Raw genomic sequence first — 26,241 nt, forward strand, 5'->3', positions numbered from 1 at the left:
GGTCGACCTGTACGCCATAACCGCCGGTAAAGACTTCCTTGAGGGTATACAACGGGCTGGTGCCGATATCGCCATAGACCACCCCCACAGCTGCCACCAGCAGGCACAAAGGGCGCGCCGCCCCATGCCCGCCCTCGGCGTGACTGCTTGCCTGAACCATCGACCACTCCCGCAGACGGCCCTTCGGGGCCGGTAGTATTCGCACCGGGCGGCATGCTCGCAGCGCCCGGACCGCTGTCGTCATCCGGCTATCATTGTTACCCGGACACAACGGCGCGAAGCATAGCGCAGCGCTCGTCGCTTTTCTGCTGGTCAAGCGACCTTGCGCTCGCTAGAATTGCGCACTTTTTGATCAGAGGCGCCAAAAACGCCCGCCCGGATCGCGCCGCCACTGGCAGGCGCGACCTGTTTCAATACCGAGGTTAGTCATGTCCACCACTCCCGCCACGCCGAAGGTCGGCTTTGTCTCCCTGGGCTGCCCCAAGGCCCTGGTCGACTCCGAGCGCATCCTTACCCAACTGCGCATGGAAGGCTATGAAGTCGTTCCGACCTACGAAGACGCCGACGTGGTGGTGGTCAACACCTGCGGCTTCATCGACAGCGCCAAGGCCGAGTCGCTGGAAGTGATCGGCGAAGCGATCAAGGAAAACGGCAAGGTCATCGTCACCGGCTGCATGGGTGTCGAGGAAGGCACCATTCGCGACGTGCACCCCAGCGTGCTGTCGGTCACCGGCCCACAGCAGTACGAGCAGGTGGTCAACGCTGTGCACGAAGTGGTGCCACCGCGCCAGGACCACAACCCGCTGATCGACCTGGTGCCGCCGCAGGGTGTCAAGCTGACCCCGCGCCACTACGCCTACCTGAAGATCTCCGAAGGCTGTAACCACAGCTGCAGCTTCTGCATCATCCCGTCGATGCGCGGCAAGCTGGTCAGCCGCCCGGTCGGCGAAGTGCTGAGCGAGGCCGAGCGCCTGGTGAAGGCTGGCGTCAAGGAGATCCTGGTGATTTCCCAGGACACCAGCGCCTATGGCGTCGACGTCAAGTACAAGACCGACTTCTGGAACGGTCGCCCGGTCAAGACCCGCATGCTCGAGCTGTGCGAAGCCCTGAGCAGCCTGGGCGCCTGGGTGCGCCTGCACTATGTCTACCCCTACCCCAACGTCGATGACGTGATCCCGCTGATGGCCGCCGGCAAGATCCTGCCGTACCTGGACATCCCGTTCCAGCACGCCAGCCCCAAGGTGCTCAAGGCCATGAAACGCCCGGCCTTCGAGGACCGTACCCTGGCGCGCATCAAGAACTGGCGCGAGCAGTGCCCGGAACTGGTGATCCGCTCGACCTTCATCGTCGGCTTCCCCGGCGAGACCGAAGAGGACTTCCAATACCTGCTCGACTGGCTGACCGAAGCCCAGCTCGACCGCGTCGGCTGCTTCCAGTACTCGCCGGTCGAAGGCGCCCCAGCCAACGACCTGGGCCTGGAAGAAGTCCCGGATGACGTCAAGCAGGATCGCTGGGACCGCTTCATGGCCCACCAGCAGGCGATCAGCACTGCACGCCTGCAACTGCGTATCGGCAAGGAGATCGAGGTACTGATCGACGAGGTCGAGGAACAGGGCTCGGTAGGTCGCAGCTTCTTCGACGCGCCGGAAATCGACGGTAGCGTGTTCATCGACGGTGACCACGGCTTCAAGCCGGGCGACAAGGTCCGTTGCCGTATTGTCGATGCCGACGAATACGACATGTGGGCCGAGCCCATCTGATCGTCACGCCCTTTCGCGCATAACACCGCGAAAGGGCCTGCCAGACAGAAAAAATCCGCACACCGGTGCTGCAGCATCTATGTTTTCCTCACTACCCGAGGAATACAGAATGTCCTTGCACCTGACGCTACATACCCCCCACTACAGCGACTACCCCGAGCTGGTCCGTATCTGGGAAGCGTCGGTGCGCGCTACTCATGATTTTCTCCCCGACGCCTACATCGTGCTGCTGCGCGACCATGTACTGCGCCGCTATCTGGACGCCGTGATGCTGGTCTGCTGCCGGGACACTCGACGCAGGATCCTCGGCTTTACCGGCGTCGCCAACGGCCGTGTCGACATGCTCTTCGTCGCCCCTGAGCACCGCGGCCAAGGCGTTGGCAAGCGCCTGCTGCATCACGCCATTTCCGAGCTCAATGCCGATCGCCTGGACGTCAACGAACAGAACCCCCAGGCGCTGGGCTTCTACCTGCATGAGGGCTTCGAGATAGCGGGCCGCTCGGAAACCGATGGCCTGGGCCAGCCGTATCCACTGCTGCATATGCGACTGATCCGCACACAGGGCTAGCAACTGCGCCGCAACCGCTGTGCAAATGGCCGAAATGGCACAGATTCCCAGCCGCAGCACGGCTCGGACGGGTACAATGGACACCTTTCCCTGCCCTGCGAATGTCTGCTCATGTCCGAACCCGTCCGCCTGTCCAAACGCCTCATCGAACAGCTCGGCTGCTCCCGCCGCGAGGCCGAACTGTACATCGAGGGCGGCTGGGTCACGGTCGATGGAGTCGTTGTCGAGCAACCGCAGTTCAAGGTTGAAACTCAGCGTGTCGAACTGCTCCCGGGTGCCCGTGCCGAAACACTGGAGCCGGTCACCCTGCTGCTCAACCAGCCCAAGGGCCAGGACAGTGAAGCTGCCCGCGCCAGCATGAACATGGCAAGCCTCAGCGAAGCCCACCGCGAAGGCGTGCGCCCCCTGCACGGGCACTTCGCCAGATTGGCTTGCCTCGCCCCGCTCGAACGCGGCGCCAGCGGCCTGCAGGTATTCACCCAGGACTGGCGGGTGAACCGCAAGATCGACGCCGACCTGCGTCGCCTGGAGCAGGAATACATCATCGAAGTACGCGGTGAAACCACACCGCAGGCGCTCGAGCGCCTGGCCCGTGGTGCCACGCGCAATGACCGGGAACTGCCGCGGGCCAAGGCCAGCTGGCAGAACGAAACCCACCTGCGCCTGGTGTTGAAAAACCCGCAGCCTGGGCAGATTTCCGAACTGTGCGCCTACCTTCGCCTGGAAATGCTCGGTATGCGTCGCATTCGCCTGGGTGGTGTGTCGATGGGCAAGCTGCCCCTGGGCCAGTGGCGCTACCTGGCCGCCAGCGAACGTTTCTAAGCGATACCGCCGCGCCGCCAGGTGCGGCCCTGAAAAGGATTCGAGTCACATGAACCACAACGATGTCCTGCGCAGCCTGCGCTACATGCTCAAGGTGAACGACGCCAAGATGGCCGAAATCATCGCCCTGTCCGGCCTTGAAGTGAACCCGGTGGTGCTTGCCGGCTACATCAAGAAGGAAGACGAAGCCGGCTACGTGCGCTGCCCGGAACGCGTCATGGCCCATTTTCTCGATGGCCTGGTGATCCACCGCCGTGGCAAGGACGACAGCCGTGCACCCCAGCCCGTCGAGTTGCCGGTGACCAACAACACCGTTCTGAAAAAGCTGCGGGTGGCCTTCGAGCTCAAGGAAGACGACCTGCACGCGATCCTCAAGTCGGTCAATTTCGCGGTGTCCAAGCCCGAACTCAGCGCGCTGTTCCGCAAGGTAGGGCATGACAACTACCGCCCCTGCCAGGACCAGTTGCTGCGCAACTTCCTCAAGGGCCTGACCCTTCGCGTACGTGGCTGAGCCGATCATGCAGCACAGCGTCACACCGGTGGGCATCGTCCATTCCTGCTTCAAGGAGAAGTTCGCCATCCCCCGCCAGCCGCGCCTGGCGCCCGCCGCACGTGGCGTGCTGGAGCTGCTGCCGCCGTTCGACCAGGGTGACGCGGTACAGGGCCTGGAGCAGGTCAGCCACGTGTGGCTGCTGTTCCTGTTCCATCAAGCACTGGAGGAAAAGCCCCGACTGAAGGTGCGCCCGCCGCGCTTGGGCGGCAACAAGAGCATGGGCGTGTTCGCCACGCGCGCCACCCATCGTCCCAATGGTATTGGCCAATCGGTGGTACGCCTTGAAGCTGTCGAGCCTGGGCGCCTGCTGTTGTCAGGTATCGATCTGCTCGACGGAACGCCGGTGCTCGACATCAAACCCTATGTGCCCTACGCCGACAGCATCGACAATGCCATCAACCAGATGGCCAGCGATGCGCCACTGCCGATCAACGTGCAGTGGAGCGATAGCGCCCTGCACCAGGCCCACGAGCACGCTCTGCGCCTGGCAGAACCACTGGTAGAACTGATCGAGCAGTGTCTGGCCCAGGATCCACGCCCGGCTTATCAGGTACCAGCGCCGGAACGGGTCTACGGAGTGAAATTCTGGGATGTGCAGGTGCGCTGGCATTATCCGCAGCCGGAGGTGATCCGAGTGCTGGAGGTTGCGCGCGAAGCCTGAGTTCGCACTCCCCAGGCATAAAAAAACGCAGACCCAAGTCTGCGTTTTTTTATGCCGCAATTCGCCTTACTTCTCGACGAATGCGCGCTCGATCAGGTAATCACCCGGCTCACGCATGCGCGCCGAGATCTTCAAGCCGAAGCTGTCGAGCACTTCGCTGGTCTCGTCGAGCATGCTCGGGCTGCCGCAGATCATCGCACGGTCGTCCTGCGGGTTGATCGGTGGCAGGCCGATGTCGCTGAACAGCTTGCCGCTGCGCATCAGGTCGGTCAGACGGCCCTGGTTCTCGAACGGCTCGCGGGTCACGGTCGGGTAGTAGATCAGCTTGTCGCGCACGGCCTCGCCGAAGAACTCGTTCTGCGGCAGGTGCTCGGTGATGAACTCGCGATAGGCGACTTCGTTCACGTAGCGCACGCCATGGACCAGGATCACCTTCTCGAAACGCTCATAGGTTTCCGGATCCTGGATCACGCTCATGAACGGCGCCAAGCCAGTGCCGGTGCTCAGCAGATACAGATGCTTGCCCGGGTTCAGGTCGTCCAGCACCAGGGTGCCGGTCGGTTTCTTGCTGATGATGATCTCGTCGCCTTCCTTCAGGTGCTGCAGCTGGGAGGTCAGCGGACCGTCCGGCACCTTGATGCTGAAGAACTCCAGATGCTCTTCCCAGTTCGGCGAAGCGATCGAATAGGCACGCATGAGCGGACGGCCGCTTTCCTGCTGCAGGCCGATCATCACGAACTGACCGTTCTCGAAGCGCAGGCCCGGATCACGGGTGCACTTGAAGCTGAACAGGGTGTCGTTCCAGTGATGCACACTGAGGACACGTTCGTGGTTCATGTTGCTCATCTAGTGGGGCTCCTGAAGAAAAACGCGGCGCGCGCAAGACGCGCAGTTGCGCGATAGTTTAGGGGCAGCGAGAATATCTGTTAACTGAATTATCAAGATATGACTTATCGGTTATATAGATATGCGATTCACTCTCCGCCAGCTTCAAGTCTTCGTCGCCGTCGCCCAGCATCAAAGCGTATCGCGAGCGGCCAATGTACTGGCCCTGTCGCAGTCGGCGGCCAGTACTTCCATCACCGAACTGGAGCGCCAGTCCAGCTGCCAGCTGTTCGATCGCGCCGGCAAGCGCCTGAGCCTCAACGCCCTGGGCCATCAGTTGCTGCCCCAGGCAGTAGCCCTGCTCGACCAGGCCAAGGAAATCGAAGACCTGCTCAACGGCAAGTCCGGCTTCGGCTCGCTCGCCGTCGGCGCCACCCTGACCATCGGCAACTACCTGGCAACGCTGCTGATCGGCAGCTTCATGCAGGTGCACCCGGAAAGCCAGGTCAAGCTGCACGTGCAGAATACAGCGCACATTGTGCAACAGGTGGCGCACTACGAAATTGACCTGGGTCTTATCGAGGGTGACTGCAACCACCCTGACCTGGAGGTGCAACCCTGGGTCGAGGACGAACTGGTGGTGTTCTGCGCTCCGCAGCATCCACTGGCCAAGGTCGGCCGCGCCAATATCGAGGCCTTGTCCCAGGAGGCGTGGATCTTGCGCGAACAAGGCTCAGGCACCCGCCTGACCTTTGACCAGGCCATGCGCCACCACCGCGCCAACCTGAACATCCGCCTGGAGCTCGAACATACGGAAGCGATCAAGCGCGCCGTGGAGTCGGGTCTGGGGATCGGCTGCATTTCACGCCTCGCGCTGCGCGACGCTTTCAGGCGCGGCAGCCTGGTGGCAGTGGAAACCCCGGAGCTGGATCTGCTGCGCCAGTTCTACTTCATCTGGCACAAGCAGAAGTACCAGACCTCAGCCATGCGTGAGTTTCTCGAGCTGTGCCGCAGCTTCACTGCGGGGGTGCAGCGCAGCGACGAGATCGTGCTGCCGACCATCGCCTGAGCGTCAGCCGAGCAGGATTACGCCCCAGACCAGCGCCACCATGCTCATTGCCACCAACTGCGCAGCACTGCCCATGTCCTTGGCGTTCTTCGACAAGGGGTGACGGTCCAGCGAAATGCGGTCGATGGCAGCCTCGACCGCCGAGTTGAGCAGCTCGACGATCAGCCCCAGCAGACACACGGCGATCAGGATCGCACGCTCGCCGCGACTGACCGGCAACCAGAAGGCAGTCGGGATCAGCAGCACAGTGAGCAGCACCAGTTGGCGGAAGGCAGCCTCGCCCTTGAAGGCGGCGCGCAGGCCGTCGAGCGAATAGCCGGCGGCATTGAAGATGCGTTTCAGGCCGGTCTGGCCCTTGAATGGCGACATGTGAGTCAATTCACCTGAAAAAGACCTGCAGGCTAGTCCAGCCTGGGTCAAAAAAGCGTGAAGCCGGAAGGCTCAGTTGGCTGAAACCGATTCAAGTTGTTGCAGCAGCAAGGCGGCCTGGGTCCGGGTACGCACGCCCAGCTTGCGGAAGATCGCGGTGACGTGGGCCTTGATGGTCGCCTCCGAAACGCTCAGCTCGTAGGCGATCTGCTTGTTCAACAAACCTTCGCAGACCATGGTCAGCACCCGGAACTGCTGCGGCGTCAGGCTTGCGAGCCCTTCGCTGGCGGCTTTGGCCTCGGCCGACACATCAACCTTTTCGAACGCCTGCGGCGGCCACCACACTTCGCCGTCGAGCACCTTGCGCACGGCGTCCTGGATGGTTTCCAGCGGGCTGGACTTCGGAATGAAACCGCTGGCCCCGAACTCACGGGACTTGACCACCACGGCCGCCTCTTCCTGAGCCGACACCATCACCACCGGAATCTGCGGGTATTGCCCGCGGAGCAGGACCAGCCCGGAGAAGCCATAGGCACCTGGCATGTTCAAGTCGAGCAGGACCAGGTCCCAGTCGGATTTCTCGGTCAGGCGGGTTTCCAGTTCGGCGATGCTTGCCACCTCCACCAGACGTACGTCCTGCCCGAGGCCAAGGGTCACGGCCTGGCGCAAGGCGCTACGGAACAGCGGATGGTCATCGGCAATCAGGATTTCATATGTAGCCATCGATCCAGGGGTCCTGTTCTGTGCCAGGCACTGTGGGGTATGGGGCCTGTGCCTGGCGGGCAACTCAAGGCGCGGGCGGCGGCGCCGCCAGCGGCAAGGGCACGATGCAGACCAGCGGTAGCGGCTGCGTCGTGGCCGAATCGGCGCCAAGGATGCCGAGCACCGTCCGGGTGGTCAAGCCAATTGCCCGGCGGCCTCGCCCACCCTGGCGACCTGCTCGACAGTATGAACCAATCCGGCTAGCTTGCCCCTTGGACTATAGGAAGGTATGCAAGCGTTGATGCGGCTCATCCTGGTCGTCCAGTGCCAGGTGTCGCTTGCCGCTGAGGTAATGCAGGCTGAACACGTCAAGGTAGGCATCCAGCGCCTGGGAGGCACGGTTGTCGCCGGCCAGGTCCAGACACATGGCCGCCACTTCCGCGGTGCAGAAATGATCGTCACGCTTGGAGCGGCGCAGGCGGTAGCGCGACATCTGCTCGGCCTCCAGGCTCAGCACCGGGAAGCGGTCCAGGTACGGGCTCTTGCGAAACATCTTGCGCGCTTCGGTCCAGGTGGCGTCGAGCAGGATGAATAGCGGCCGCTTGCCCGGCTCGCACACCACTTCGTTGACCACCCGCTCCTGTGCGACGAACTCACCAGGGAAGACGATATAGGGCTGCCACTGGGGTTGTTCGAGCAGCGCCAGCAAGCGCGCATCGACATCCGTGCGCTGCCAGCCGAAGGCCCAGGTGTCTTCGATCAGGTCGGCGATCAGCCAGCCGGTGTTGGTCGGCTTCAATGGCTCGGTGTCGTGCATCACCAGACACATGCCGGCCTGAGCGTCGACCCGAGGCTTCCAGGCGCACAGGCAATGGCTGGCGATAACCCGGCAGTCCGGGCAGCGATCGGCTCGCGAACCGCGGGCGACGAAGGGTTTGTTGCTGCGCGCCAGACGCTCGGCGCGCAGACGCGCTACCGCATGGCTCATGGCTGCAAGCCTGGCGACGGGAATAGGATGGACACTGCGACAACTCGGCGGGAAACAAAGGTGCCAGTCTACCAGAGCGGGCGCAGGTTTGCCGTGCAGGCCACTGCCAGGCTCCCTTATAATCCAGCCTTTGGCGGCGGCTGCGCCCGGAGCGCGACCTGTTCATGGAACGCCGCCTGCCGGCGCGGGTCAAAGCGCCAGTCACCGAACCAGGAGAGATTCATGCTGCGTCTTATCGTCCCGACCCTGAGCCTGATGCTCGCCCTGCCGCTTGCCGCCAACGCAGCGTCCAAGCAGGACTACGAGCTGAGCCAGATGCTGCAGAAGGTTGCCAAGGAGAGCAGCGTCGGCACGCCACGCGCCGTCAACGAAGACATCCTCGACCAAGGCTACACCGTCGAGAAGGGCAAGGCGCTGGTCAACCACCTGAGCGTGCGTGAAGAACATGCCCAGCGCATGCTGGAAAACCCGGCGCTGGTGCGCAGCCAGCTTGGCGACAGCGTCTGCCGCAACACCGGCTACCGCCAACTGATGACCAAGGGCGCGGTGATGGTCTACCGCTTCACCGTCTACAAGACCAACCAGCCGGTCATGGACCAGGCGTTCGATGCTGCCAGTTGCACCGCTGGCAATAAGAAAAAGTGATTCAGGCGACCTGATCGTCGCTGGCGCGCCGCTGTTCTTCATCGGCGCGCAGATCCGCCAGCAGGGCCTGAAGGTAACGTGATTGCCTGTCGGCGCCTTGCAACCTGCGCAGGCACTCGCCCTCCAGGCTCAAGTGATGGTCCTTGGCCGCACGCCTAAGCAGTTCATACAACTGCAGGTCCACCTCGATGACCAACCGATGCATGCTTCTTCCTCCCTGCATCGCCCTCTGCCCCTCAGTTAAACAAAGCTCGGCAAGGATTGGATCCGATCAGACGAACGGTTGACCTTCAGCGAACCGGCACGATCGCGCGCCAGCGTCTAGATTGAAAGCAAACGACAGGCATTTTCGGCAAGCACAGGAGATTGCCGACGCCACGACGTTGCCGGATCCGCAACGAAAACAGACAAGATGGATACAAGCCACTGCATCACGGCCTTGAAGGCCTACTGCAATGCTCGGGATGCACACTCGAGCCACAGCAGCCAGCGACACACGCAGTGTCGTGGCCGGTACTCACCATCGACCGGTCAGAGGTTTTGCTGCAGAAGGAGACGTTGAATGCCTTACCTACCGAATGAACTGCTGTCCAAGCACTTCAGCGACCAGGGAATCGACCTGGGCAGGATTGACGAACAACTGCAACTGGTGGCGCCGAACAGCCCCAACCTGCCCCTCTACCGCGACATGATGTTGACCGTACTGCGCATGGCCAGCGACGACGCCAACCGCTGGAACGCCAAGATCACCTTGCAGGCCCTGCGCGAACTGGATCACGCCTTCCGTACTCTCGAGCGCTACAAGGGCCGACGCAAAGTCACGGTGTTCGGCTCGGCGCGCACACCCCAGGAACACCCGATGTATGCCCTGGCCCGGGAACTGGGCGCCACACTGGCACGCTCCGAGCTGATGGTCATCACCGGTGCCGGCGGCGGCATCATGGCCGCTGCCCACGAAGGCGCCGGTGCCGAGAACAGCCTGGGCTTCAATATCACACTGCCTTTCGAGCAACATGCCAATGCCACGGTGGACGGCACCGATAAGCTGCTGCCCTTCCACTTCTTCTTTATCCGCAAGCTGTTCTTCGTCAAGGAAGCCGACGGACTGGTCCTTTGCCCGGGTGGCTTCGGCACCCTCGATGAAGCGCTGGAAGTGCTGACCCTGATCCAGACCGGTAAAAGCCCACTGGTGCCGGTGGTACTGCTGGACTCGCCTGGCGGCAGCTTCTGGCAGGATGCCCTGAACTTCATCAGCCGTCAGTTGGAAGAGAACCGCTATATCCTGCCCAGCGACCTGAAGCTGGTACGCCTGGTACACAGCGCCGACGAGGCCGTTGAAGAGATCAAGCAGTTCTATAGCAACTACCACTCGAGCCGCTGGCTGAAGAACCAGTTCGTGATCCGCATGCTGCACCCCTTGAGCGAGGCTGCGCTATGCGATATTCAGGAGGGTTTTGCCGACCTGCGCCTGAGCGGCAAGTATCATCAACAGCCCGACAGTAGCGCAGAACATGAAGTCGGCGACTTCAATCACCTGACCCGCCTGACCTTCGCCTTCAACGGCCGCGATCAGGGGCGCCTGCGTGAATTGGTGGACTTCATCAACCTGCCGGAAAACTGGGCAAAACCTCAGCCCATGCACACGACCCAGCATGCGCGAGAAGCGCTGAAAGTCAGTTGAACGAAAAACGGCCAGTACGGCTGACCAGGCAGATATCTGCCTGGTCAGCCGTACTGGCCGTCAATCATCGAGGTCGCGCCCGCTGAGCAGCCGGCCGATCATGTCCATGGAAAAACCACGGTAGGCGAGAAAGCGCGTTTGCTGCGCGCGACTGCGGGGATCCTGAGGACGTTGCCCGGCGAACTTGCGCTGCCAGACGTCCCGTAGGCGGGCCGACCAGTCCACACCGCTCTCGCGCAGTGCCTGATCGATATCGCCACGGTTCAGCCCTCGCTGACTCAGATCCTCACGAATACGTGCGGGGCCATAGCCGGAGTTGGAGCGATAGGAAATGAAGCTTTCCAGGTAGCGCGCCTCGCTGAGCAGTCCTTCCTCGGCAAGCCGATCGAGCGCAGGCTCGATCAGCTCATCGGTGGCGCCGCGCTGACGCAACTTGCGCGTCAGCTCGACACGACCGTGCTCGCGGCGCGCGAGCAGGTCCATGGCTGTCCGCCGAACGGCGACGGGGGTGTCGAGTACGACGGACGACATGCGCGATCAACCAGCGATATCAATAACCGGCTTCAGCATCAGCCATATCGTCGGCATCAGCTTCAGCGGCGGCGGCCTTGCCAGCAGCGGCGACAGCGCCGGAGGTCAGCAGCTTCTCACGAATCTGCTTCTCGATTTCCGAACCGATGGCCGGGTTCTCTTGCAAGTACTTGGCAGCGTTGGCCTTGCCTTGGCCGATCTTGTTGCCCTGATAGCTGTACCAGGCGCCGGATTTCTCGACCAGGCCTTGAGAGACGCCCAAGTCGATGATCTCGCCATTACGATAGATACCCTTGCCGTAGAGAATCTGGAACTCGGCCTGACGGAAAGGTGGCGAAACCTTGTTCTTGACGATCTTGACGCGGGTTTCGCTGCCCACTACTTCGTCGCCTTCCTTCACAGCGCCAGTACGACGGATGTCCAAACGGACCGAGGCGTAGAACTTCAGGGCGTTACCGCCGGTGGTGGTTTCCGGGCTACCGAACATCACGCCAATCTTCATACGGATCTGGTTGATGAAGATGACCAGGCAGTTGGCGTTCTTGATGTTACCGGTGATCTTGCGCAGCGCCTGGGACATCAGACGGGCCTGCAGGCCGACGTGCATGTCACCCATTTCGCCTTCGATCTCAGCCTTGGGTACCAGGGCCGCCACGGAGTCGACGATGATCACGTCGACAGCGTTGGAACGCACCAGCATATCGGTGATTTCCAGGGCCTGTTCGCCGGTGTCTGGCTGCGAGACCAGCAGGTCATCGACGTTGACGCCGAGCTTGCCAGCGTACTCAGGGTCGAGGGCATGCTCGGCGTCGACGAAGGCGCAGGTGGCGCCGTTCTTCTGGGCCTCGGCGATGACCGACAGGGTCAGCGTGGTCTTGCCCGAGGATTCCGGGCCGTAGATCTCGACGATACGGCCCTTTGGCAGGCCGCCGATGCCGAGGGCGATGTCCAGGCCCAGCGAGCCGGTGGAGATGGCCGGGATGGCCTGGCGTTCGTGATCGCCCATGCGCATGACTGCGCCCTTGCCGAATTGGCGTTCGATCTGACCCAGGGCCGCAGCCAAGGCGCGCTTCTTGTTGTCGTCCATTGAAATCCTCACGTGTTCGACTTGGCCCTGATGGCCGGAATACCTGTATAAGTAGCCAGTATTATTCCACAGGGATTCGTTTCCGCAAACCCCCGTCGAGCGATTTACTCGGCACCAAGCTGTAACAAGCCGTCTAACGCAGCGATCACCGTCTGTCGGCGCACCGCCTCGCGATCGCCCTCGAAGTGGCGACGCTCGCTGATCACGCGGGCTCCATCGCCCCAGGCCAGCCACACGGTGCCTACCGGTTTGGCCGGCGAGCCGCCATCCGGCCCGGCGACACCGCTGACCGCTACGGCAAACCGCGCGCCGCTGGCGGCCTGGGCACCACGGACCATGGCCTCGACAACCTCCTGGCTGACGGCGCCAACCTGGGTGAACAGTGCCTCGGGGACGCCAAGCTGGCGGGTCTTCTGGGCGTTGGAATAGGTGACGTAACCCGCCTCGAACCAGGCCGAACTGCCGGGAATACGGGTGATCGCTTCGGCGATGCCACCACCGGTGCAGGACTCGGCGGTGGTCACCTGCGCATTGAAGCGGCGCAGGTGTTCGCCCAGGCGGGTAGAAAGTACGGTGATCGGGTCCATGGCAGGCTCCTTGCGTGACTGCGCACTACCCTACCACCCTCATCCCCCCAGGCAAGGATTCACGGCGCCAGCGCGCGGATGTACGCCTGACAGGCGCGCAGGGCGATCAGCCCCCGGTCGCCGTCGTTGGTGATGGCGATAATTCGTCGAGCATGCGCCGGGTCAAGTCGGGCGCGTACGGCGCCATGATCCACGCCGCTGGCGCCGGTGGCGGCAGGCATTGTGGAACAGGCGGCGTCGCGCTCGACCAGGACCGACAGGCGCAGATCGGCAGTAGCAAGGCGATCACGCAGCCGAGCCTGATTGTGTTGCGCATCGGTAAGCTCCTGGAAATGAGTCGACTCGCTGTCGTGCAGGCGTCGTTCGAGCGCCTGGCGCTGCTCGCGCTCACTGCGCAGCTGTTCGTTGAGCACCTCGGCCTGCTCCACCCGCTGGCGCGCCTGCAACTCGTCCGACTCGGCGAGCAGACGCTCGTAGCGCCAGGCCTGAACCTGCCAGGCCAACGCGGCGGACAACACTACCGAGGCAACGTACGCAGCAAACTGCAGGCGGCTCAGCACAATACCTCCCGAGCCCTGGCCCAGAGCTTGAGGCGCTCATCCAGGCCATTGAGCCCACCATTGATATGTCGGGTGATGCGGTTGAACTCACCACGATCGGCCAGGGCATTGAGCCCGCGCGACTGCCAGAACCAGGCCGCCGACTCGCAGGCCCAGCGTGGCTGCTCGAGTAGCTGGGGTTGCGCCAGCAACCGCTCATCACCGAACAGCGCACGGCTGCAAGCCTGGTAGTTGTTGCGCCCGGTGACCTGGATCAGGCCGCGACCGCAATACAGCTGGCCATCACCGTCGGCCTCGGGCGTGTTGCCCAGGCGCAGGGCCAGCGGGCCGGTGTCGTAGCGTGAAAGATAGCGATCGCTGCCCAGTTCCTTCACATAGCGTAACTGGCCGGACTCATGACCGACCTGGGCGAGAAAGGCGGCGATGCGCTTGGGATGGTCGATTTCCCAACGGGCCATGGCCTCGTTGAGAGGTGTGAGAAACGTGCCGACACGCTGGCCGGCGAGTGGATAGATCTGAATGAGTTGCCGCTCGGTGAGCATGCAGAACCTCCCTGGCAAGCAAAAAAAACCCAGGCAAGCCTGGGTTGGGAGTGGGGTGTGGACTGCGTCCTGGACGATGGCGCAGAGGATCGGTGCGAGACGTCAGCCTTCGGCAGCACCGCCTCGGGAAAAAATGCGCCGCCGGTGCCGCCAGCCGGTCAGCAGCGCGAAGGCCAGCGCTGCAGCCGACATGACGCCACTGACGATTACACCGCGCCGGATCGAAATATTGTTCCACTCGATGACCTGCTGGTTGAGCCGGTCATCGAACAGGATACGGCCCTCTTCACTGGCCAGAGCTCGCACCCGCCCGGAGCCTTCCACGGTCAGCCTGAGCACGGTGCCCATACCGATTCCCGCCTGCTCGAACGCACTGCGATAAGCATACAAACCCTGCTGCCGACGCTGACCGTCCAGGTCGTAGGCCACGCCAAAGCTGACCAACTCGGGCTGGGGCTTCCAGACTTGGGGGTGGGTCGTCAGTCGACCGTCGAGCGTGACCAGCCGGGTGTCATCCGACGCAGGAGCGTCGCGATATCCCCGCGCATAGATCGCGGCGAACGCAAGGAAGCAGATCGCTAGGAGCAGCAGGACGATGAAACGCTGGCGGGGGGTGAGCGCAGAAAGCTGAGAGGCGAGTGAAGCCATATGTCCGTTATCGATGACCGTTGGGCTGGAGCGCAACCCTACCATGAACCTCAGCGATGGTATTGATCGCTGCCCAGGTACACATCGCCCGGGTTCACGATCTCGATCGGCCCGATATCGATCCAGGCGTCCGGCAGATCGGGGTAGACCACAGGCGCAGTACCGGAGCTGCCTCCTTCGACATAGCCCCCTCCCCCGCCGCCAGCCGCCGCACCCTCGTCATAGACGCTCCGGCTGTCACTGGACAGCGATACCGCCCCCGTTGCCGGATCCCAGTGACTGGTGGCGATGCGATCAGCGTAGTAGGCGCCCAGCTCGGCGAGCGTGGCCAGTTTCAGGTCCGGCGCCACCCAGTAGTCGGGGTAGCTGGCCTGGGGATTGGCGCTGAAATACTGCTCCCAAACCGGTTTCACCAGCGCCTGGTAGAGGTTGTTCCTGACGTCGGAGGTGATGATGCCCGAGACGTTGGCGCCAATACCGACCGCCGTGAACAAGGCCGCTGCAGGGCCGAACCCGGCCAGCAGGGCAATACCGCCGACCACGCCGGCAACGTTGCCCACCAGGCTGATGACATCGCCGGTGTTGAACGGCTGCTCGGTGCGGTACTCCGCGGTGATCTTGACGAACACGGTGGTCGCGGCCAGCGTGTTGGTGGTCACGCTCAGGAACGGCGTGAAGCCGGCTGTGAGCTTGACCATGGAAGTCACCCCGGCCACTGTCGCAACCGTCTGGGTGCTCTGGTTGACCAGGGCGAAGCCCTCCTTGTCGCTGTTGTACTGGTCGATCAGCGACGTGCCGGCTGCACCGGTGCCTGCCGCCTTGTCGACATAGCCGACGATCAGTTCGACTGTTCCAGCCATGGTTATCTACTCCTTGATGAGGGTCTTGAAAGCCAGGCTCACGCGCAAGCGGTTGCAGCTTGCGGCGGGCGATCTGGCGCTGTGGGGAATGCGTCCGTCGAAAAGCACGATTCGCCCGGGCTTGGGCAGGACGGCCTTGATCACATCGGTCTTGGCGGCGTTGAAGAACAGCAGCTCGCCGCCCCAGGCCGAAGCCCAGTGTTCGTTGCAGAACATGACCAGGGTCTTGCCCGGCTCATCCGGGCGATTGTCGCGGTGGATAGGGCCGTCCTGGCCGCTGGTCTGGCCATTGGCGTAGACCCCAAGCAATGTTGCCTGCGGCAGATGGCTGTCCTTGAAGCCGGCCCACCAGTCGGCCAGGAACGTCCAGCCTGCGCGCTCACGCAGTTCCTGCTCGCAGTCCTGTCGTTGTTCGCGTGCGCTGCCGGCAATGAAGGCATGCCAGCACGGTCGGTCCAATACGCCGTAGTGCTGCGCCCAGCCGAAACGCCATACAGGGCCGGCCAGCCGCTGGGCGAGCATGGACAGCTCCTTGGGGCTGAGCAGGTCGTCCAGCACCTGGATCGCATCCGGGTTGAAACTCGATTGCATGAAGAGACTCCTTGTCGAAAACGGCCTAGGCCTTGAGAGAAGCGGGCCTGCCCGCTGCACGCCCGGCACTCTTGGCCTTGCCCGCCTTGCCACCGTTGCACTGCACGGTGGTGCGCCAGCCAGAGCCGGTGAACACCTGCTCGACCGAGTCGATCAGGTACTGGCCGTCGAGCCCGTCGACAAAACCACTGACCTCTATGCTGCGCTCGACGAACAGGTCGGTGCGACCAGGCATGTCCAGGCGCACGCTGGCAGTCTCGCGATTGAAGCTGGCCAGGCGTGCGCGGGCAGCCTGTTCGGCGGCGGCGCGATTGGGGTACAGGTGGCGGTCGGTATGAACAGGACGCTGGCTGCCCGAGCTTTCGGCGTTGCTCAGTTCGACCACCTTGAGCTCGCCGCTGGCACTGTCCTGGTGACGGGTGCGCACGGCCTTGCGAGTGGCCTTGTCGTCCAGGCGAAATTGCCACTGGCTGACGTCGCTGCGCCGCAGCGTCACCAGCCCCAGCGTCTTGCCGCTGGCGCTCTGCCCGCCCTGGCGCGGCAGCACCAGCAGCTGGCCGTTGGCGAGTTTGGCGGTGCAGTCGTACTGGCGGGCCAGACGGGTGATGAAGTTGAAGTCCGACTCGCTGTACTGGTCGATACGCGGCACGTTCAGGGTGACCGGGCAGATCGCCTGCCAGCCGTTGCGCGCACCGATCTCGGCGATGATGCGTTGCAGCGGAACATTCTCCCAACTGCCGCTGCGGATGGTTCTGCCACTGCCGCACAGGTCGCTGGCCTTGCCGCGGATCACCAGGGTGTCCGGCGGCCCGGACAGCTCGACCTCATCGACGGTGAAGCGCCCCAGCAGCGTCAGTGGCTGCCCGGCGTAGCCCAGGTGCACCTCCAGCACCGCGCCGCGAGGCGGCAGGGCCAGGGCACCGTCGCGGGCATCGATGCGCAGCTCGAACGTATCCGACTCCATGCCGGGTTTGTCGGTGGTGCGCAGCAGCAACAAGCGGTCGTTGATCAGGGCGGTGATGTCCTTGCCATCGGCGTTGATGCTGAAGACAGGTTGCATGACTCATGCCTCCGTTGTCGGTGTGGATATGGGCCTGCGCTCAGTCCCAGAGCTGCACGCTGCTGACCGTGGCAGTGGGCAGGGCCGGCAGCAGGATCATCACGCCGGCGCGCAGGGGCTGGTCTTCGTCGGCCAGCCCCTGATTGGCCTCCAGCACAGCTTCGACCGTGCGGTTGAGGTGGCCGTAGTAGTGCTGGCAGAGGGTGTCGAGCAGGTCGCCGTCAGACGTTTTGCAGATCTTCGCCATAGCGGGTGAACTCCAGTGAAAAACCCTGTTTGCGTGGAATGCCCCCGGCCAGCAGGTTGCTCTGGTCTTCGTCGATGCTGGTCAGGCACCAGTTGCCGAGCACCTCGCCGTACCCTGTGGTCAGGCTCAGGGGCAGCAACTGGCGACCGATGCTGCGCAGGGTCTGCAGTTGGCCCAGACCGCCCTTGAAGGAGGGAAAGATCGCACCACGGATGCTGATCGTCTCCTCGCCCTGGCCGACGGCCTGCTGCGCGCTGTCGCGGCTCAGGCGTTCCTGGGCGGCCCAGCGAAAGCGGGTCTGGCGACGCAACTGGTCAAACGCGGCGGTATCGAGGTTGAAGTAGTACGGTGTGGCATTGGCCTTCAGCGGTTGCAGCACCAGCAGGTGCGGGAATGGCTTGATCGCTTCGGCGGTCGGCGTTGTCAGCGGTGCGAAGCCGAAGGTGACGAGCACCCCGCTTGCCACCGCGCGGGTATCGCCCACCACCTTGCGGATCGCCGCGCCAGCCTTGCCTAGGTGTTCGGAGAACGCATCGACACGCTCCTGCACCTTGCGCACCTCGTCGACGCTCTTGTCGTAGCGGGCAATCACTTTGTTGACACGCCCTTGTGCCGAGTCGATGGCACGCAGGGTACGTTGCAGGCGCTTGCCGATGGCCGGACCGATCCAAGGCAATGCTTCGAGTTCAGCCGCGGCTTCCTTGACGTGGTCCACGGCCTGGTTCATCGGGTCGAGCATGGCGCCGGCACGCCGACGCCCCTCCTCGCCCGCCTTGACCAGTGCATGCAGTGCGGCCTGCAACTGCTCCAGGTAGGTCATGAATGTCCCTCCGGTTCAAAATTGTCGTAGAGGGTCTGCCAGACGCGCTTCATCAGCTCTTTGCCGCTCTTCCAGTACCCGGCGCACAGCCAGTTCCAGGTCGGTGGCGAGTTGGTCGTGTGCAACAGCGGCGCCTTGCAGCGTGATGGGGATGTTGGTGGTGAAGTTGAAGGGTTGGCCAGCCCCGCTGGTAATGACCGGTTGGGCCGGGGCTTGCGGCAGAGCATCTGGCAGGACGCTGGCTTGCGGCGGCACCGACAACTGCGCGGCTGGTACCTGCACCTCTACTGCGGGCTTGTCCATTACAGCTGAACGTCCAGACGCTGAGGCCTGCACCGCAACCTTCGACAACCTCAGTACAGCAGCCGGCCTTGACGGCTTCTGAGGCGATCGAGGGAGCTCGACCTTTACGGCAGCGGGCGCAACGCTGGCGCCATGACTTTCGAATCTGGGAGAAGGCACGATACCGGGGACCAACGAAAGACCAGGAATCGCCGGAGGCCATGCACGAGGCTCAGCGATGGCGCCTGCAACCCGTTGCTTGGCCACCACACTTGCTGCCCTCCCTTCATTCACAGGAGGCCTCAACAGATCTCTGACGAGAGCCTTGTCCATGCCGGCAATGTCAGCAGTCGAACCCGGCTTCGGCATAGTCAACATCGAAGGCCGCCGTTGCGATGAACCGCTTGCGGCGGTTGCAAACTGCGCCATAAGTCCCGGCAGTCGAAGAGGAGACGGCGGTCCCGACGTCCTGGCGCGCTCCGGGTTCTGCTCCTGTGCAGTACCGCTTACCTTGGCCGACAACCCGCGCCGTACCGGCTGTGCTGTGGAGGCAGGCTCCGGGTACTGGGTGGCCAAATATTTGCCTAACGCCGACCCAACCTGATCGCCCACAAAGTTGCCAACCGACATCCCTATCGTGGTACCGATCGGACCCAGCAACGATCCGGCGGCACCCAGGGCGCCGCCAAGGATCAGGCCCCCTGCCGCGCCGCCATAACCGCTCCACCTTTCTTCACGGGTTTGCGCCGTGCCATAGGTATAGGCCGCCTTTGCACCCGCCTCGATGAACATCGAAGCAAGGGGTATTTTCAATGCCTTGAGGTTCTCTGCGACGCCCTTGGCGGTCCCAGCGACAGCACCTGGGTTGGTGTAACGCCGCTTGAGTACTTCCCAGCTGGCATAACCCCCGCCCACCACCGCAGCAGTTGTAAGCGCGTCCTTGACTGAGCCAGACAGCGTCGAATAAGGATCCGCGTCAGGTTTCGACTGAGTCGATACCGGCGTTGATGGCGGTTTGTCCTTGGCTGTCTCCGATGCAGGGTTCGTGACCCGCTCGCCAGCCCAGGCGCCCAGCTTGTCGCCGGCCATACCGAAGGCAACGCCGCCCACCTCCGAAACCATCGTGCCCCAGCGCGGCACCGCCGCTCCCAAGGCCTTGCCGCCTAATGTGCCGACTGCCGACCCAACCGCACTGAGATAGCCCACTGCCTGCTCCTTCGCCGTGGTGGCGGTGGAAGCGGTGTGGAAGAGCTTCAACCCCAAATCCAACTTTGTTGCAGAGGCAGCCTCCCTGGCCGCAGCCCCTGCTCGAGTACGGGCAGTGGCTCGGCTCGGCGTGGGATCAGCAGAGGCTGACGAAACTGCTTCGCCCTCCCCCGACACCACCCCTTGTCGGGCTTCAGGTGCATCCGCGTTGATCCGGGGAGTTGAGCCTGCGCGCGGCCGAGGCTGGGGGTACGCATGTACGATCTGAGCGGGCAACTCGAACGGGGGTGAGTTGGATGCGCGCCATTCCTGGGCAGCCAAGGGTAACGGCTGGTGCTCCAGTGCCGGAGTGAGTCCTTGCCAGTTCGACAGCTGTGGCACGACCGATGGATACGGGCCTGGTCGCCAGATATCCAGCGGTGATGAAAACGATTGCAGCGCCTTGCCGTAAGGCGCCCAATGATCGGTAAACCTGGCGCGATAGTCATCGAGCGCGCCAGGGAAAGCCGAGCCAGATGCGACGGCTTCCCCCAGGGCAATCCCTGATTTGTTCGCCATCCGTTAATCCTCTCAATCCGAAAGCCACCAGACCATGTCGCTGAACGACATGGTCATGATTTCGCTCGCGGAAAAGTTCAGCTCCTTGGCCAGCCGCCTTGCGGCGGCCTTCTGCCGGGTCGGGTCAAACCTCGTCGTCCTGCACCAGGCGAAAATACCCGGCCTGCAAGCGGCCGTAGTCCTTCAGGGTGAGGCCTTCGAGGTCCTTGATGCCAACTTCGGCCAGCGAGGCGAACAAGTTCAGCTCGCGCTGCTCGTCGTCGCTGGCGCCGCCGGCCTGGGCGTTGCGCATGTCACGCACCGTCGGGGCCCGCAACGTCAGGCTGTCGACCTGAATGCCATTGGCCTCGCTCGGACGCGACAAACGCACCGTGACGCGGTCGGCTGCAAGGTTCAGCCACTGGGGCTGGCGGTTTTCCTGAGCCATGAACACCTCCTTTACAGGCCCAGCGCAGTACGCTGCGCCGCCAGTTGGTCGACACCGTCGATCACCCGCTTCATGCCCAGGGCATCGATCTCGTAGACCAGGCGACCATCAACCTCCAGCTTGTAGTAGCTGAGTGCGACGCTGTGCTTGATCTCGGCCTTGTCGCCGGATTTCCAGTCGCCCATGTCGACTTCCTTGAGCGAGCCACGCAGGGTGACGATGACCGGATTGATCTGGCCCTTGAGGCCCTTGAAGGCGCCGCGGAACGTGCCGTTGAAGGCCGTGCCATCGGCCAGGCCGAAGAACTTCAGCGACTCGCGGCGCACGCCGGTGGTGGTGAAGGCCGCTTCCTGCTTCTCCATGCCCAGGTCCATCTCGACGGGCATGTCCATGCCACCGGGACGGTGTTCTTCCATTTTCAGGGTCAGTTTGGGCAGGGTCAGGCTGGGTACATCGCCCTGGAAGCTCACACCGTCGACGAACAGGTTCAGGTTGGCCAGGGTTTCGGGAATCATTGCCATGTAGATGCGCTCCTTAAGCGGCGGAATCGAGGACTTCGGTCAGCCACTGGTTGGTGACTTCGACGCGGAAATTGGGGTTTTCGGCAGGCGGTACGTCGGTGAAGCGGATGTTCCAGTACACCTTGCCCTGCTCCAGTTGGCTGGCGGTGTTCAACTCCGGATCGGCGAAGACCTCGAAGTTGATGATCGCGCCCTGGTTCTTCAGGTCGCGCATGAAGGCCTGCAAGCCCTCGGTGACATCCTTGACGTAGGTGGCGGTGATGGAGCGGTCGACGGCCCACTTGTGGCCGTAGAGGATCGCGTCCATGACGATGTCCATGGTCCGCACGCGGGTGACGAAGGCCCACTTCGGATCGCTGGACAGGGTGCGGTTGCCCCACAGTCGGAAGCCGTCATCGCGGATGATGGTGGCGATGTTGGCGTTGTTCAGCAGGTTGGCGCGGCAGCTGTCGTCGCCATCGAGGAACTCCACCGGGCGGCTGGTGCCGGTGATGCCGACGAACTCCTTGTTCGATGGCGAGGCCCAGAAACCGTACTCGCGGTCGGTCCAGGCGAACAGGCCGGCGACCCAGGCCGAACCTGGTGCATCAACGGTGGCCTCGGCGACGGTGTCGAAGTAGCGCACGCCCGGATCGACCAGGAAGGCGCGCTTGGCACCGAAGTTCTTGGCGTAGGCGAGCGCGGCTTCATCGGTGGTGCCAGGGCCGTCGATGATGGCGATGCCGCGCAGCTTGTCGGCCAGTGCCACCAGCGCGGTGCCTACCGCCTGGGTGGCGCTGTGCTTGGGCGCGACCAGCAGGCGCGGCTGAGCGTTGAAACGGCTCTTGCCGTCGAGCAGCGCCTGCAGGCCAGTGCGCTTGCCGTCGGCGAGCACGTTGCCGATGATCGCTGCGGTCTGCTCGGCCGCCTCCTCGAGCTTGGCCACGCCGCAAGCGACGATGACCGCCTTGGCGCGACTGTAGATGGCGCGGCAGGCCTTGGTGATCGCCGCATCGGCGCCGAAGGCGGCCACGGCTTCACGCTCGCTGGTGATGAGGACGAGGTCGTTGGCCTTGGCCGTGACACCGGCACCTTCGGTGAAGGTGTCGACCAGGCCGATGATCGACGACGACGGCAGTGCGATGTTACGGGCGCCGGTGTCTACGTTGGTTACGGTGACGCCGTGGAAGAATCCACTCATGTAGGGTTACTCCAGGTTTGCGGATGAAATGAAAAGGCCCCGCGGATGCGGGGCCTTGGGGTATCTGGTTCGAGGTGGACATTCCCCGTGCAAGGGGAAGCTACGAATCCCGATGATTTTTGCGAATCAGCTTGCTGCGGATTCGGACTCGACGAACGAAGGTGTCAGCGGACGCAGGGAGTCATCGGGGAAGCCTTCAGACTCAGGCCACTCTCTCAACGCCTGCCGATAGCGCAGAAGCTCAGCGAACTGAGAAGGCGTCAGTGTTGGGGCGAGGTTCAACTCCTGCTGCTCGACGTGCCTGGCCACAAGCCATTGGCTCGTTTGCAGTTGCAGGTTTCGCCATAGACGCTCGGCATTCGAAGACTGCTCAAGCGTGGGCGCGGGAGGGTCGACGAGAACGGGTAGGCCGTGCTGGTCATGGGCACGGAGCTTGTCTGGCGGAGGATTGCAAATTATCGCCCGAAACATGTCTTCGGAAATCGTTACGGCATCCATTGGGATGTCAGCGTGGATACCTTCCAAATAGGTAGTGCCTGTGGTTTTGCTGTAATAGCGCTTCATGCAGTGTTGCCTCAGTAACCAATAGCAAAATAGGGGCAGGCGGAAAGTGTGGGGTTGCCCCAGCCCACCGAACCCTTGGTGTAGGAGCCAATGTTCAGCACGTTCATTCCCGTGTTACTGAGTCCTCGGAACTGCCAGAAGGTACGCGTGGTACCACCAGGCTGGGTATTGTCATAGGCGCCTACCCAAAAACAGCGATTTGGAAAAGCCAACGGAAAGCTGACATCCGCGTTTTCGGTGGTGTTAACGCTTGAACCGTACTGGAGGATCAAACCTCCGAGCCATGTGGGCAGCATCAAGTAGCCGTTGGCGCCGAACTGCATGGAAAAGCCCCAGCGTATTTTCCGGGGGGACACTGCGGCGTTGTCTACAACGCCAGCATTGACCTCGGCCTGCGATGCGATACGCAAGGTGCCGGAGGTGGTTTCACTTCCTTCTCTCGCTAGCGCAGCCAACGCGGCGACGTCGATCTGCCCTTGATTGATCGGCGCATTCCATGCCTTGATGCACCACATCACCGCAAGGTTACGAGGACGGGTTTCATCTCCGCCGGTGCTGCCGGAAATCAAACCGGCGATTGATCCATTCATCGAACCTTTGGATGTTTCCTTGTAAGCTTTCGCAGTAGACGAAGCGCTGCTGCCATACGCCTTACCGAACAGCGTCGTTACAGGGGCGGTGGCTCCCGAAACGCCGCTTGCACCAGGCCCGGCGCCGACGTTATCGATAAAGCCAATGTCTTTGTGTTCGTGAGACTTGAACGACTCCTCCTGGGAACTACCCAAACCACGTCCACCATCCACACCGCGGCCATGGTCCCAACCCCGCAGAAATTCGCCGCGGTAGTCCGGAAGGCGGAAGTAACCGGCCGGATCACCAACCTTGTTGTAGGCTGCGCCCAGATAGGCGGCAAGGTCCGGATAGCCAGCGCTGCTTTGTAAACTTCCGTCCAACTCCAGATAACCCGCAGGTGGCGTGGCTATTGGGAATGGCACGATGGCACCGACCGGCATCGCGGATCGCAACTTGGCCAACTCTTCAACAAGCGCCGATACGTCAATCTGCCCTTGGTTGACCGGCGCATTCCAGGCCTTGATGCACCAAATGACAGCGATGTTTCGAGGACGTGTTTCATTTCCCCCCGTGCTCACAGTCGAAGGAAGTAGAACATCGCCCCACATGTCCCCATGAGCATAAAGCTTGACCGGATTCACTACCGACTTACCGTCAACGGTGTGCCTGGTCTCGATACCATCGGTTCCTGGGGCTTCCACATAGATGGAGTTTCCGCCGTCCAGATAGTTGTGGTTGTGCTTCTTGAAATCGTCAGTCTGCAGGCTCCCTACGGCGCGCCCGACATCTACCCCCCGCCCATGGTCCCAACCCCGCAAGAACTCACCCCGAGAATCCGGCAACCGGAAGAATCCGCTCTGCTCGTTCCCTTTGTTGAACGCACCGCCCAAATAAGCAGCAAGATCCGGATAGACCGCGGCGCTCTGGGTACTGCCATCGACTTCGAGGAAGCCTGCAGGCACCGTACCGCGTGGAAATGGCAGCATGGTGCCGACCGGCAATGCCGAAGCTGTCTTCAACAGTGCCTGGATCTCGGCCTTGGTGTAGGTGTTGGCAGACTGGAACGCGCTGAATGCGAGAATTTCCACCGACTCCCCGAGCGTGCACGGCGCCATGAAGGTGATGCGCTGCCCGTCGGACAAGTAATCAGTGACCTCGCGTCCATTGCGCAGGACGATGGTACTTCCAACGGTGTGTGCGACCTCGAATACCGTCTGCCCGACCGAGGCCTCGAAGGAGTATCGCTCGAACGCCTTGCCCGCGCCGACGCCACCGCCGAGCTGGAAGTAGGTACCGTCATGGTTCAGGTCGTACAAGGCGCCAGCGCGAATATCGCCCCCTACCAGGTCGACCAGCCCACCTGTGCCGGCCTTCTTGACGGGCACCGCGGCGAGTCCGTTGACGCGCACCGTAACCGCTCCCGTGTTGGTCGCTGTGGCCTTGAACTGGAAGCGCTGACCTGCGGCATAAGCTGTCAGCACTGTCTCGCTGCTCTTCAGTTCGAGCACCAGGGCATCAGCGGTGCCCTTGGCGTCGCCCAGCCAGGCCAACGGGCCTGAATCCTTCGCAGCGTCGGCCCGACGCAGGTACTGGGGATGCGGGTCAGCGGCTTCCACATGGGCCTTGAGTTGATTGCGTGTATACAGCTCGGCGGCTTCGCGCGCTTTGTCCACATAGTCCCGGGTGGCCAGTACGATGCTCGGATCGATCTTCAGATTAACGTTGGCGACGTTACCGAACACCACGTGCATGCGAATGGTCTGGGTTCGTCCCGACCCCTGCGCCAGCAGGGGCTTGTAGCTCGGTGCAGGTTTGGCGATGGCGATCAGGTTGCCACTGGCATCCTCCAGCGCCAGCTCGCGAATCCACCAGCCGCCAATCTCGGGTGGCAACACCAGCTCTGCCACTAGCACACCCGGATCGGCAGGTGATGGATAGAGCGCATTGAGTTGCGCCCGATAGACTTGGCGTACCAGAGCGGTCTGGGTCGGCTTGGGTGTCGGATCGGGTGTTTGCGAGGGCTCACCGCCAGCATCGCCGATGAGCATGTGGGTGATGTTCCAGGGCAGACCCAGCGCAGCCGTGTTGGCCTGCTGGGCGATACCGATGTTGGTCAGGAACCCACCGAATTGAGTGGTCGAGTTAGCCATTTAGGTAGATGTCCAATAAGTCCAGGGTGTGGTCGTTCACCAGGTTGAAAGCGCCCAGACGCACTTCGATATCCGCGGCCTCCCAGGGATAAACCTCCAGCAGTTCGCCCTCGTTCAAGGCGACGGCCTGATAGGCGGGGATGAAGGTCTCCAGGCTGATATCCAGTCCGATCAGGTGTCGACTGATCGGCTTTGCGTCCTCGATCAGCCGAGTCAGCTCCTGGTAGGTCTGTTCGTCGATGCCGCTGTCCTCTACGCCCACCTTCAGCGCAAAGGTCCCCGGCACCCCGGCAGGCTGGGCCTGCCACCACTCCTGCACCTCGATGAGGTAACCGAACGGCTCGACCACCCGCCTGAGGGCGCCGAGGGTGCCCTTGTGGGCATGGACGAAGAATGCCGAGCGGATCACCGAACGCTTGACGGTGTCGCTCCAGCTGTCGTCCCAGCGATCCACCGACCAGGCCCAGGCCAGCTGGTAGAGCAGGTGCGCGGGGCAGGTGTCGGGGTTGTAGAGCTGGCGCAGGGTGACCTTGAGGTCTTCGTCGCCAGCCGTTTCGATGGCCCGCTCCAGCGGGGTGCGGTTGAGCGGCAGAAGGCTTCGCAT

32 protein-coding genes are annotated in these 26,241 nt (G+C 62.7%); 8 read left to right on the top strand and 24 right to left on the bottom strand.

Translation table 11 applies throughout. The features are described 5' to 3' along the window. The coding region (locus tag VA602_RS07390) for a KUP/HAK/KT family potassium transporter (protein WP_323452898.1) at positions 1-160 on the bottom strand (160 nt) is incomplete at its 3' end. Positions 161-428: 268 nt separating this feature from the next. On the opposite strand from VA602_RS07390, the gene rimO reads away from it, so the two are divergent. The 5 genes from rimO to tsaA all read left to right on the top strand — a co-directional run bounded on the left by rimO (position 429) and on the right by tsaA (position 4,364). Then, positions 429-1,760, top strand: coding sequence for a 30S ribosomal protein S12 methylthiotransferase RimO (gene rimO, locus VA602_RS07395; protein WP_063545885.1), 1,332 nt, complete (start codon positions 429-431; stop codon positions 1,758-1,760). A 109-nt stretch (positions 1,761-1,869) separates the two neighbouring features. Continuing rightward, positions 1,870-2,328, top strand: a complete 459-nt coding sequence (locus VA602_RS07400; protein ID WP_323452880.1) for a GNAT family N-acetyltransferase — start codon at positions 1,870-1,872, stop codon at positions 2,326-2,328. 111 nt (positions 2,329-2,439) lie between these two features. Then, complete coding sequence (locus tag VA602_RS07405; RefSeq protein ID WP_323452881.1) at positions 2,440-3,150, top strand: rRNA pseudouridine synthase; 711 nt, start codon at positions 2,440-2,442, stop codon at positions 3,148-3,150. Between the two features lie 49 nt (positions 3,151-3,199). Beyond that, on the top strand, positions 3,200-3,661 hold the full coding sequence (locus tag VA602_RS07410; protein ID WP_054891018.1) for a YehS family protein: 462 nt from the start codon (positions 3,200-3,202) through the stop codon (positions 3,659-3,661). 7 nt (positions 3,662-3,668) lie between these two features. After that, a complete protein-coding gene (tsaA, locus tag VA602_RS07415; RefSeq protein ID WP_323452882.1) occupies positions 3,669-4,364 on the top strand; it encodes a tRNA (N6-threonylcarbamoyladenosine(37)-N6)-methyltransferase TrmO in 696 nt (231 codons plus the stop codon). 66 nt (positions 4,365-4,430) lie between these two features. Here the strand turns inward: tsaA and fpr are convergent, their stop codons facing one another. Beyond that, positions 4,431-5,210: a ferredoxin-NADP reductase gene (fpr, locus tag VA602_RS07420; RefSeq protein WP_323452883.1), complete on the bottom strand. Its 780-nt coding sequence runs from the start codon at positions 5,208-5,210 to the stop codon at positions 4,431-4,433. A gap of 121 nt (positions 5,211-5,331) precedes the next feature. Here fpr and finR point away from each other — a divergent pair, with 121 nt between their 5' ends. Continuing rightward, complete coding sequence (gene finR, locus VA602_RS07425) at positions 5,332-6,258, top strand: LysR family transcriptional regulator FinR (protein WP_054891021.1); 927 nt, start codon at positions 5,332-5,334, stop codon at positions 6,256-6,258. A gap of 3 nt (positions 6,259-6,261) precedes the next feature. Here the strand turns inward: finR and VA602_RS07430 are convergent, their stop codons facing one another. The 3 genes from VA602_RS07430 to VA602_RS07440 form a co-directional block, all read right to left on the bottom strand. Then, positions 6,262-6,627, bottom strand: a complete 366-nt coding sequence (locus VA602_RS07430; RefSeq protein ID WP_323452884.1) for a diacylglycerol kinase — start codon at positions 6,625-6,627, stop codon at positions 6,262-6,264. Between the two features lie 72 nt (positions 6,628-6,699). Next, positions 6,700-7,350, bottom strand: a complete 651-nt coding sequence (erdR, locus tag VA602_RS07435; RefSeq protein WP_054891023.1) for a response regulator transcription factor ErdR — start codon at positions 7,348-7,350, stop codon at positions 6,700-6,702. Positions 7,351-7,606: 256 nt separating this feature from the next. Then, entirely contained in the window at positions 7,607-8,317 is a 711-nt protein-coding gene (locus VA602_RS07440) for a tRNA-uridine aminocarboxypropyltransferase (protein WP_065862255.1), read from the bottom strand. 222 nt (positions 8,318-8,539) lie between these two features. On the opposite strand from VA602_RS07440, the gene VA602_RS07445 reads away from it, so the two are divergent. Then, positions 8,540-8,962 carry a quorum-sensing-regulated virulence factor family protein gene (locus tag VA602_RS07445; RefSeq protein WP_323452885.1) on the top strand — a complete coding sequence of 141 codons (423 nt, stop codon included), beginning with the start codon at positions 8,540-8,542 and terminating at the stop codon, positions 8,960-8,962. Between the two features lies 1 nt (position 8,963). Here the strand turns inward: VA602_RS07445 and VA602_RS07450 are convergent, their stop codons facing one another. Beyond that, the gene (locus tag VA602_RS07450) at positions 8,964-9,167 is read right to left on the bottom strand and encodes a hypothetical protein (RefSeq protein ID WP_054891026.1); all 204 of its coding nucleotides are present in this window, start codon (positions 9,165-9,167) and stop codon (positions 8,964-8,966) included. Between the two features lie 357 nt (positions 9,168-9,524). Between VA602_RS07450 and VA602_RS07455 the strand changes: the two genes are divergently transcribed. Further along, positions 9,525-10,643, top strand: a complete 1,119-nt coding sequence (locus VA602_RS07455) for an LOG family protein (protein WP_054891027.1) — start codon at positions 9,525-9,527, stop codon at positions 10,641-10,643. A 60-nt stretch (positions 10,644-10,703) separates the two neighbouring features. Here the strand turns inward: VA602_RS07455 and recX are convergent, their stop codons facing one another. The 18 genes from recX to VA602_RS07545 all read right to left on the bottom strand — a co-directional run bounded on the left by recX (position 10,704) and on the right by VA602_RS07545 (position 26,241). After that, entirely contained in the window at positions 10,704-11,174 is a 471-nt protein-coding gene (recX, locus tag VA602_RS07460) for a recombination regulator RecX (protein WP_197890599.1), read from the bottom strand. Between the two features lie 19 nt (positions 11,175-11,193). Next, on the bottom strand, positions 11,194-12,261 hold the full coding sequence (gene recA / locus VA602_RS07465; RefSeq protein ID WP_054891029.1) for a recombinase RecA: 1,068 nt from the start codon (positions 12,259-12,261) through the stop codon (positions 11,194-11,196). 104 nt (positions 12,262-12,365) lie between these two features. Next, a complete protein-coding gene (locus tag VA602_RS07470) occupies positions 12,366-12,848 on the bottom strand; it encodes a CinA family protein (RefSeq protein ID WP_063545892.1) in 483 nt (160 codons plus the stop codon). A gap of 59 nt (positions 12,849-12,907) precedes the next feature. Continuing rightward, positions 12,908-13,408 (bottom strand): lysis system i-spanin subunit Rz, encoded by a 501-nt coding sequence (locus VA602_RS07475; RefSeq protein ID WP_407682499.1) that lies wholly within the window; start codon positions 13,406-13,408, stop codon positions 12,908-12,910. Then, positions 13,402-13,950, bottom strand: a complete 549-nt coding sequence (locus VA602_RS07480) for a glycoside hydrolase family 19 protein (protein WP_323452886.1) — start codon at positions 13,948-13,950, stop codon at positions 13,402-13,404. The genes VA602_RS07475 and VA602_RS07480 overlap by 7 nt, the downstream gene beginning before the upstream one ends. 102 nt (positions 13,951-14,052) lie before the next feature. Next, positions 14,053-14,598 carry a hypothetical protein gene (locus tag VA602_RS07485; protein ID WP_197890597.1) on the bottom strand — a complete coding sequence of 182 codons (546 nt, stop codon included), beginning with the start codon at positions 14,596-14,598 and terminating at the stop codon, positions 14,053-14,055. A gap of 50 nt (positions 14,599-14,648) precedes the next feature. After that, positions 14,649-15,458, bottom strand: coding sequence for a hypothetical protein (locus tag VA602_RS07490; protein WP_323452887.1), 810 nt, complete (start codon positions 15,456-15,458; stop codon positions 14,649-14,651). A 6-nt stretch (positions 15,459-15,464) separates the two neighbouring features. Then, on the bottom strand, positions 15,465-16,049 hold the full coding sequence (locus VA602_RS07495) for a 2OG-Fe(II) oxygenase (protein ID WP_197890593.1): 585 nt from the start codon (positions 16,047-16,049) through the stop codon (positions 15,465-15,467). Between the two features lie 25 nt (positions 16,050-16,074). Beyond that, positions 16,075-17,109, bottom strand: a complete 1,035-nt coding sequence (locus VA602_RS07500) for a phage late control D family protein (RefSeq protein ID WP_323452888.1) — start codon at positions 17,107-17,109, stop codon at positions 16,075-16,077. Between the two features lie 40 nt (positions 17,110-17,149). Then, positions 17,150-17,356, bottom strand: coding sequence for a tail protein X (locus VA602_RS07505; RefSeq protein ID WP_323452889.1), 207 nt, complete (start codon positions 17,354-17,356; stop codon positions 17,150-17,152). Beyond that, positions 17,331-18,176, bottom strand: coding sequence for a phage tail protein (locus VA602_RS07510; RefSeq protein ID WP_323452890.1), 846 nt, complete (start codon positions 18,174-18,176; stop codon positions 17,331-17,333). Before VA602_RS07510 ends, VA602_RS07505 begins: the two co-directional genes overlap by 26 nt. 15 nt (positions 18,177-18,191) lie before the next feature. Beyond that, the gene (locus tag VA602_RS07515; RefSeq protein ID WP_323452891.1) at positions 18,192-20,222 is read right to left on the bottom strand and encodes a hypothetical protein; all 2,031 of its coding nucleotides are present in this window, start codon (positions 20,220-20,222) and stop codon (positions 18,192-18,194) included. A 124-nt stretch (positions 20,223-20,346) separates the two neighbouring features. After that, positions 20,347-20,649, bottom strand: a complete 303-nt coding sequence (locus VA602_RS07520; protein ID WP_063545900.1) for a phage tail assembly protein — start codon at positions 20,647-20,649, stop codon at positions 20,347-20,349. A gap of 11 nt (positions 20,650-20,660) precedes the next feature. Then, positions 20,661-21,170 (bottom strand): phage major tail tube protein, encoded by a 510-nt coding sequence (locus VA602_RS07525; protein ID WP_054891039.1) that lies wholly within the window; start codon positions 21,168-21,170, stop codon positions 20,661-20,663. Positions 21,171-21,183: 13 nt separating this feature from the next. Beyond that, the gene (locus VA602_RS07530; RefSeq protein ID WP_323452892.1) at positions 21,184-22,350 is read right to left on the bottom strand and encodes a phage tail sheath family protein; all 1,167 of its coding nucleotides are present in this window, start codon (positions 22,348-22,350) and stop codon (positions 21,184-21,186) included. 126 nt (positions 22,351-22,476) lie between these two features. Next, entirely contained in the window at positions 22,477-22,914 is a 438-nt protein-coding gene (locus tag VA602_RS07535; RefSeq protein WP_153773111.1) for a phage tail assembly chaperone, read from the bottom strand. A gap of 11 nt (positions 22,915-22,925) precedes the next feature. After that, on the bottom strand, positions 22,926-25,637 hold the full coding sequence (locus tag VA602_RS07540) for a phage tail-collar fiber domain-containing protein (protein ID WP_323452893.1): 2,712 nt from the start codon (positions 25,635-25,637) through the stop codon (positions 22,926-22,928). After that, entirely contained in the window at positions 25,630-26,241 is a 612-nt protein-coding gene (locus tag VA602_RS07545; RefSeq protein WP_153773112.1) for a phage tail protein I, read from the bottom strand. Before VA602_RS07545 ends, VA602_RS07540 begins: the two co-directional genes overlap by 8 nt.

The organism is Pseudomonas machongensis (assembly GCF_034961125.1).
In the GTDB taxonomy this organism is placed as follows: domain Bacteria; phylum Pseudomonadota; class Gammaproteobacteria; order Pseudomonadales; family Pseudomonadaceae; genus Aquipseudomonas; species Aquipseudomonas machongensis.

Bases quoted from the DNA above. Each gene is read 5' to 3' on its own strand.
- rimO (WP_063545885.1), top strand. From the start codon at position 429: ATGTCCACCACTCCCGCCACGCCGAAGGTCGGCTTTGTCTCCCTGGGC.
- VA602_RS07405 (WP_323452881.1), top strand. From the start codon at position 2,440: ATGTCCGAACCCGTCCGCCTGTCCAAACGCCTCATCGAACAGCTCGGC.
- VA602_RS07530 (WP_323452892.1), bottom strand. From the start codon at position 22,350: ATGAGTGGATTCTTCCACGGCGTCACCGTAACCAACGTAGACACCGGC.
- VA602_RS07400 (WP_323452880.1), top strand. From the start codon at position 1,870: ATGTCCTTGCACCTGACGCTACATACCCCCCACTACAGCGACTACCCC.
- VA602_RS07455 (WP_054891027.1), top strand. From the start codon at position 9,525: ATGCCTTACCTACCGAATGAACTGCTGTCCAAGCACTTCAGCGACCAG.
- tsaA (WP_323452882.1), top strand. From the start codon at position 3,669: ATGCAGCACAGCGTCACACCGGTGGGCATCGTCCATTCCTGCTTCAAG.
- VA602_RS07445 (WP_323452885.1), top strand. From the start codon at position 8,540: ATGCTGCGTCTTATCGTCCCGACCCTGAGCCTGATGCTCGCCCTGCCG.
- VA602_RS07470 (WP_063545892.1), bottom strand. From the start codon at position 12,848: ATGGACCCGATCACCGTACTTTCTACCCGCCTGGGCGAACACCTGCGC.
- VA602_RS07505 (WP_323452889.1), bottom strand. From the start codon at position 17,356: ATGGCGAAGATCTGCAAAACGTCTGACGGCGACCTGCTCGACACCCTC.
- fpr (WP_323452883.1), bottom strand. From the start codon at position 5,210: ATGAGCAACATGAACCACGAACGTGTCCTCAGTGTGCATCACTGGAAC.
- VA602_RS07540 (WP_323452893.1), bottom strand. From the start codon at position 25,637: ATGGCTAACTCGACCACTCAATTCGGTGGGTTCCTGACCAACATCGGT.
- VA602_RS07545 (WP_153773112.1), bottom strand. From the start codon at position 26,241: ATGCGAAGCCTTCTGCCGCTCAACCGCACCCCGCTGGAGCGGGCCATC.
- VA602_RS07490 (WP_323452887.1), bottom strand. From the start codon at position 15,458: ATGGCTGGAACAGTCGAACTGATCGTCGGCTATGTCGACAAGGCGGCA.
- VA602_RS07500 (WP_323452888.1), bottom strand. From the start codon at position 17,109: ATGCAACCTGTCTTCAGCATCAACGCCGATGGCAAGGACATCACCGCC.
- VA602_RS07520 (WP_063545900.1), bottom strand. From the start codon at position 20,649: ATGGCTCAGGAAAACCGCCAGCCCCAGTGGCTGAACCTTGCAGCCGAC.
- finR (WP_054891021.1), top strand. From the start codon at position 5,332: ATGCGATTCACTCTCCGCCAGCTTCAAGTCTTCGTCGCCGTCGCCCAG.
- VA602_RS07485 (WP_197890597.1), bottom strand. From the start codon at position 14,598: ATGGCTTCACTCGCCTCTCAGCTTTCTGCGCTCACCCCCCGCCAGCGT.
- VA602_RS07440 (WP_065862255.1), bottom strand. From the start codon at position 8,317: ATGAGCCATGCGGTAGCGCGTCTGCGCGCCGAGCGTCTGGCGCGCAGC.
- VA602_RS07430 (WP_323452884.1), bottom strand. From the start codon at position 6,627: ATGTCGCCATTCAAGGGCCAGACCGGCCTGAAACGCATCTTCAATGCC.
- VA602_RS07525 (WP_054891039.1), bottom strand. From the start codon at position 21,170: ATGGCAATGATTCCCGAAACCCTGGCCAACCTGAACCTGTTCGTCGAC.
- VA602_RS07495 (WP_197890593.1), bottom strand. From the start codon at position 16,049: ATGCAATCGAGTTTCAACCCGGATGCGATCCAGGTGCTGGACGACCTG.
- erdR (WP_054891023.1), bottom strand. From the start codon at position 7,350: ATGGCTACATATGAAATCCTGATTGCCGATGACCATCCGCTGTTCCGT.
- recA (WP_054891029.1), bottom strand. From the start codon at position 12,261: ATGGACGACAACAAGAAGCGCGCCTTGGCTGCGGCCCTGGGTCAGATC.
- recX (WP_197890599.1), bottom strand. From the start codon at position 11,174: ATGTCGTCCGTCGTACTCGACACCCCCGTCGCCGTTCGGCGGACAGCC.
- VA602_RS07535 (WP_153773111.1), bottom strand. From the start codon at position 22,914: ATGAAGCGCTATTACAGCAAAACCACAGGCACTACCTATTTGGAAGGT.
- VA602_RS07515 (WP_323452891.1), bottom strand. From the start codon at position 20,222: ATGGCGAACAAATCAGGGATTGCCCTGGGGGAAGCCGTCGCATCTGGC.
- VA602_RS07410 (WP_054891018.1), top strand. From the start codon at position 3,200: ATGAACCACAACGATGTCCTGCGCAGCCTGCGCTACATGCTCAAGGTG.
- VA602_RS07510 (WP_323452890.1), bottom strand. From the start codon at position 18,176: ATGACCTACCTGGAGCAGTTGCAGGCCGCACTGCATGCACTGGTCAAG.
- VA602_RS07480 (WP_323452886.1), bottom strand. From the start codon at position 13,950: ATGCTCACCGAGCGGCAACTCATTCAGATCTATCCACTCGCCGGCCAG.
- VA602_RS07450 (WP_054891026.1), bottom strand. From the start codon at position 9,167: ATGCATCGGTTGGTCATCGAGGTGGACCTGCAGTTGTATGAACTGCTT.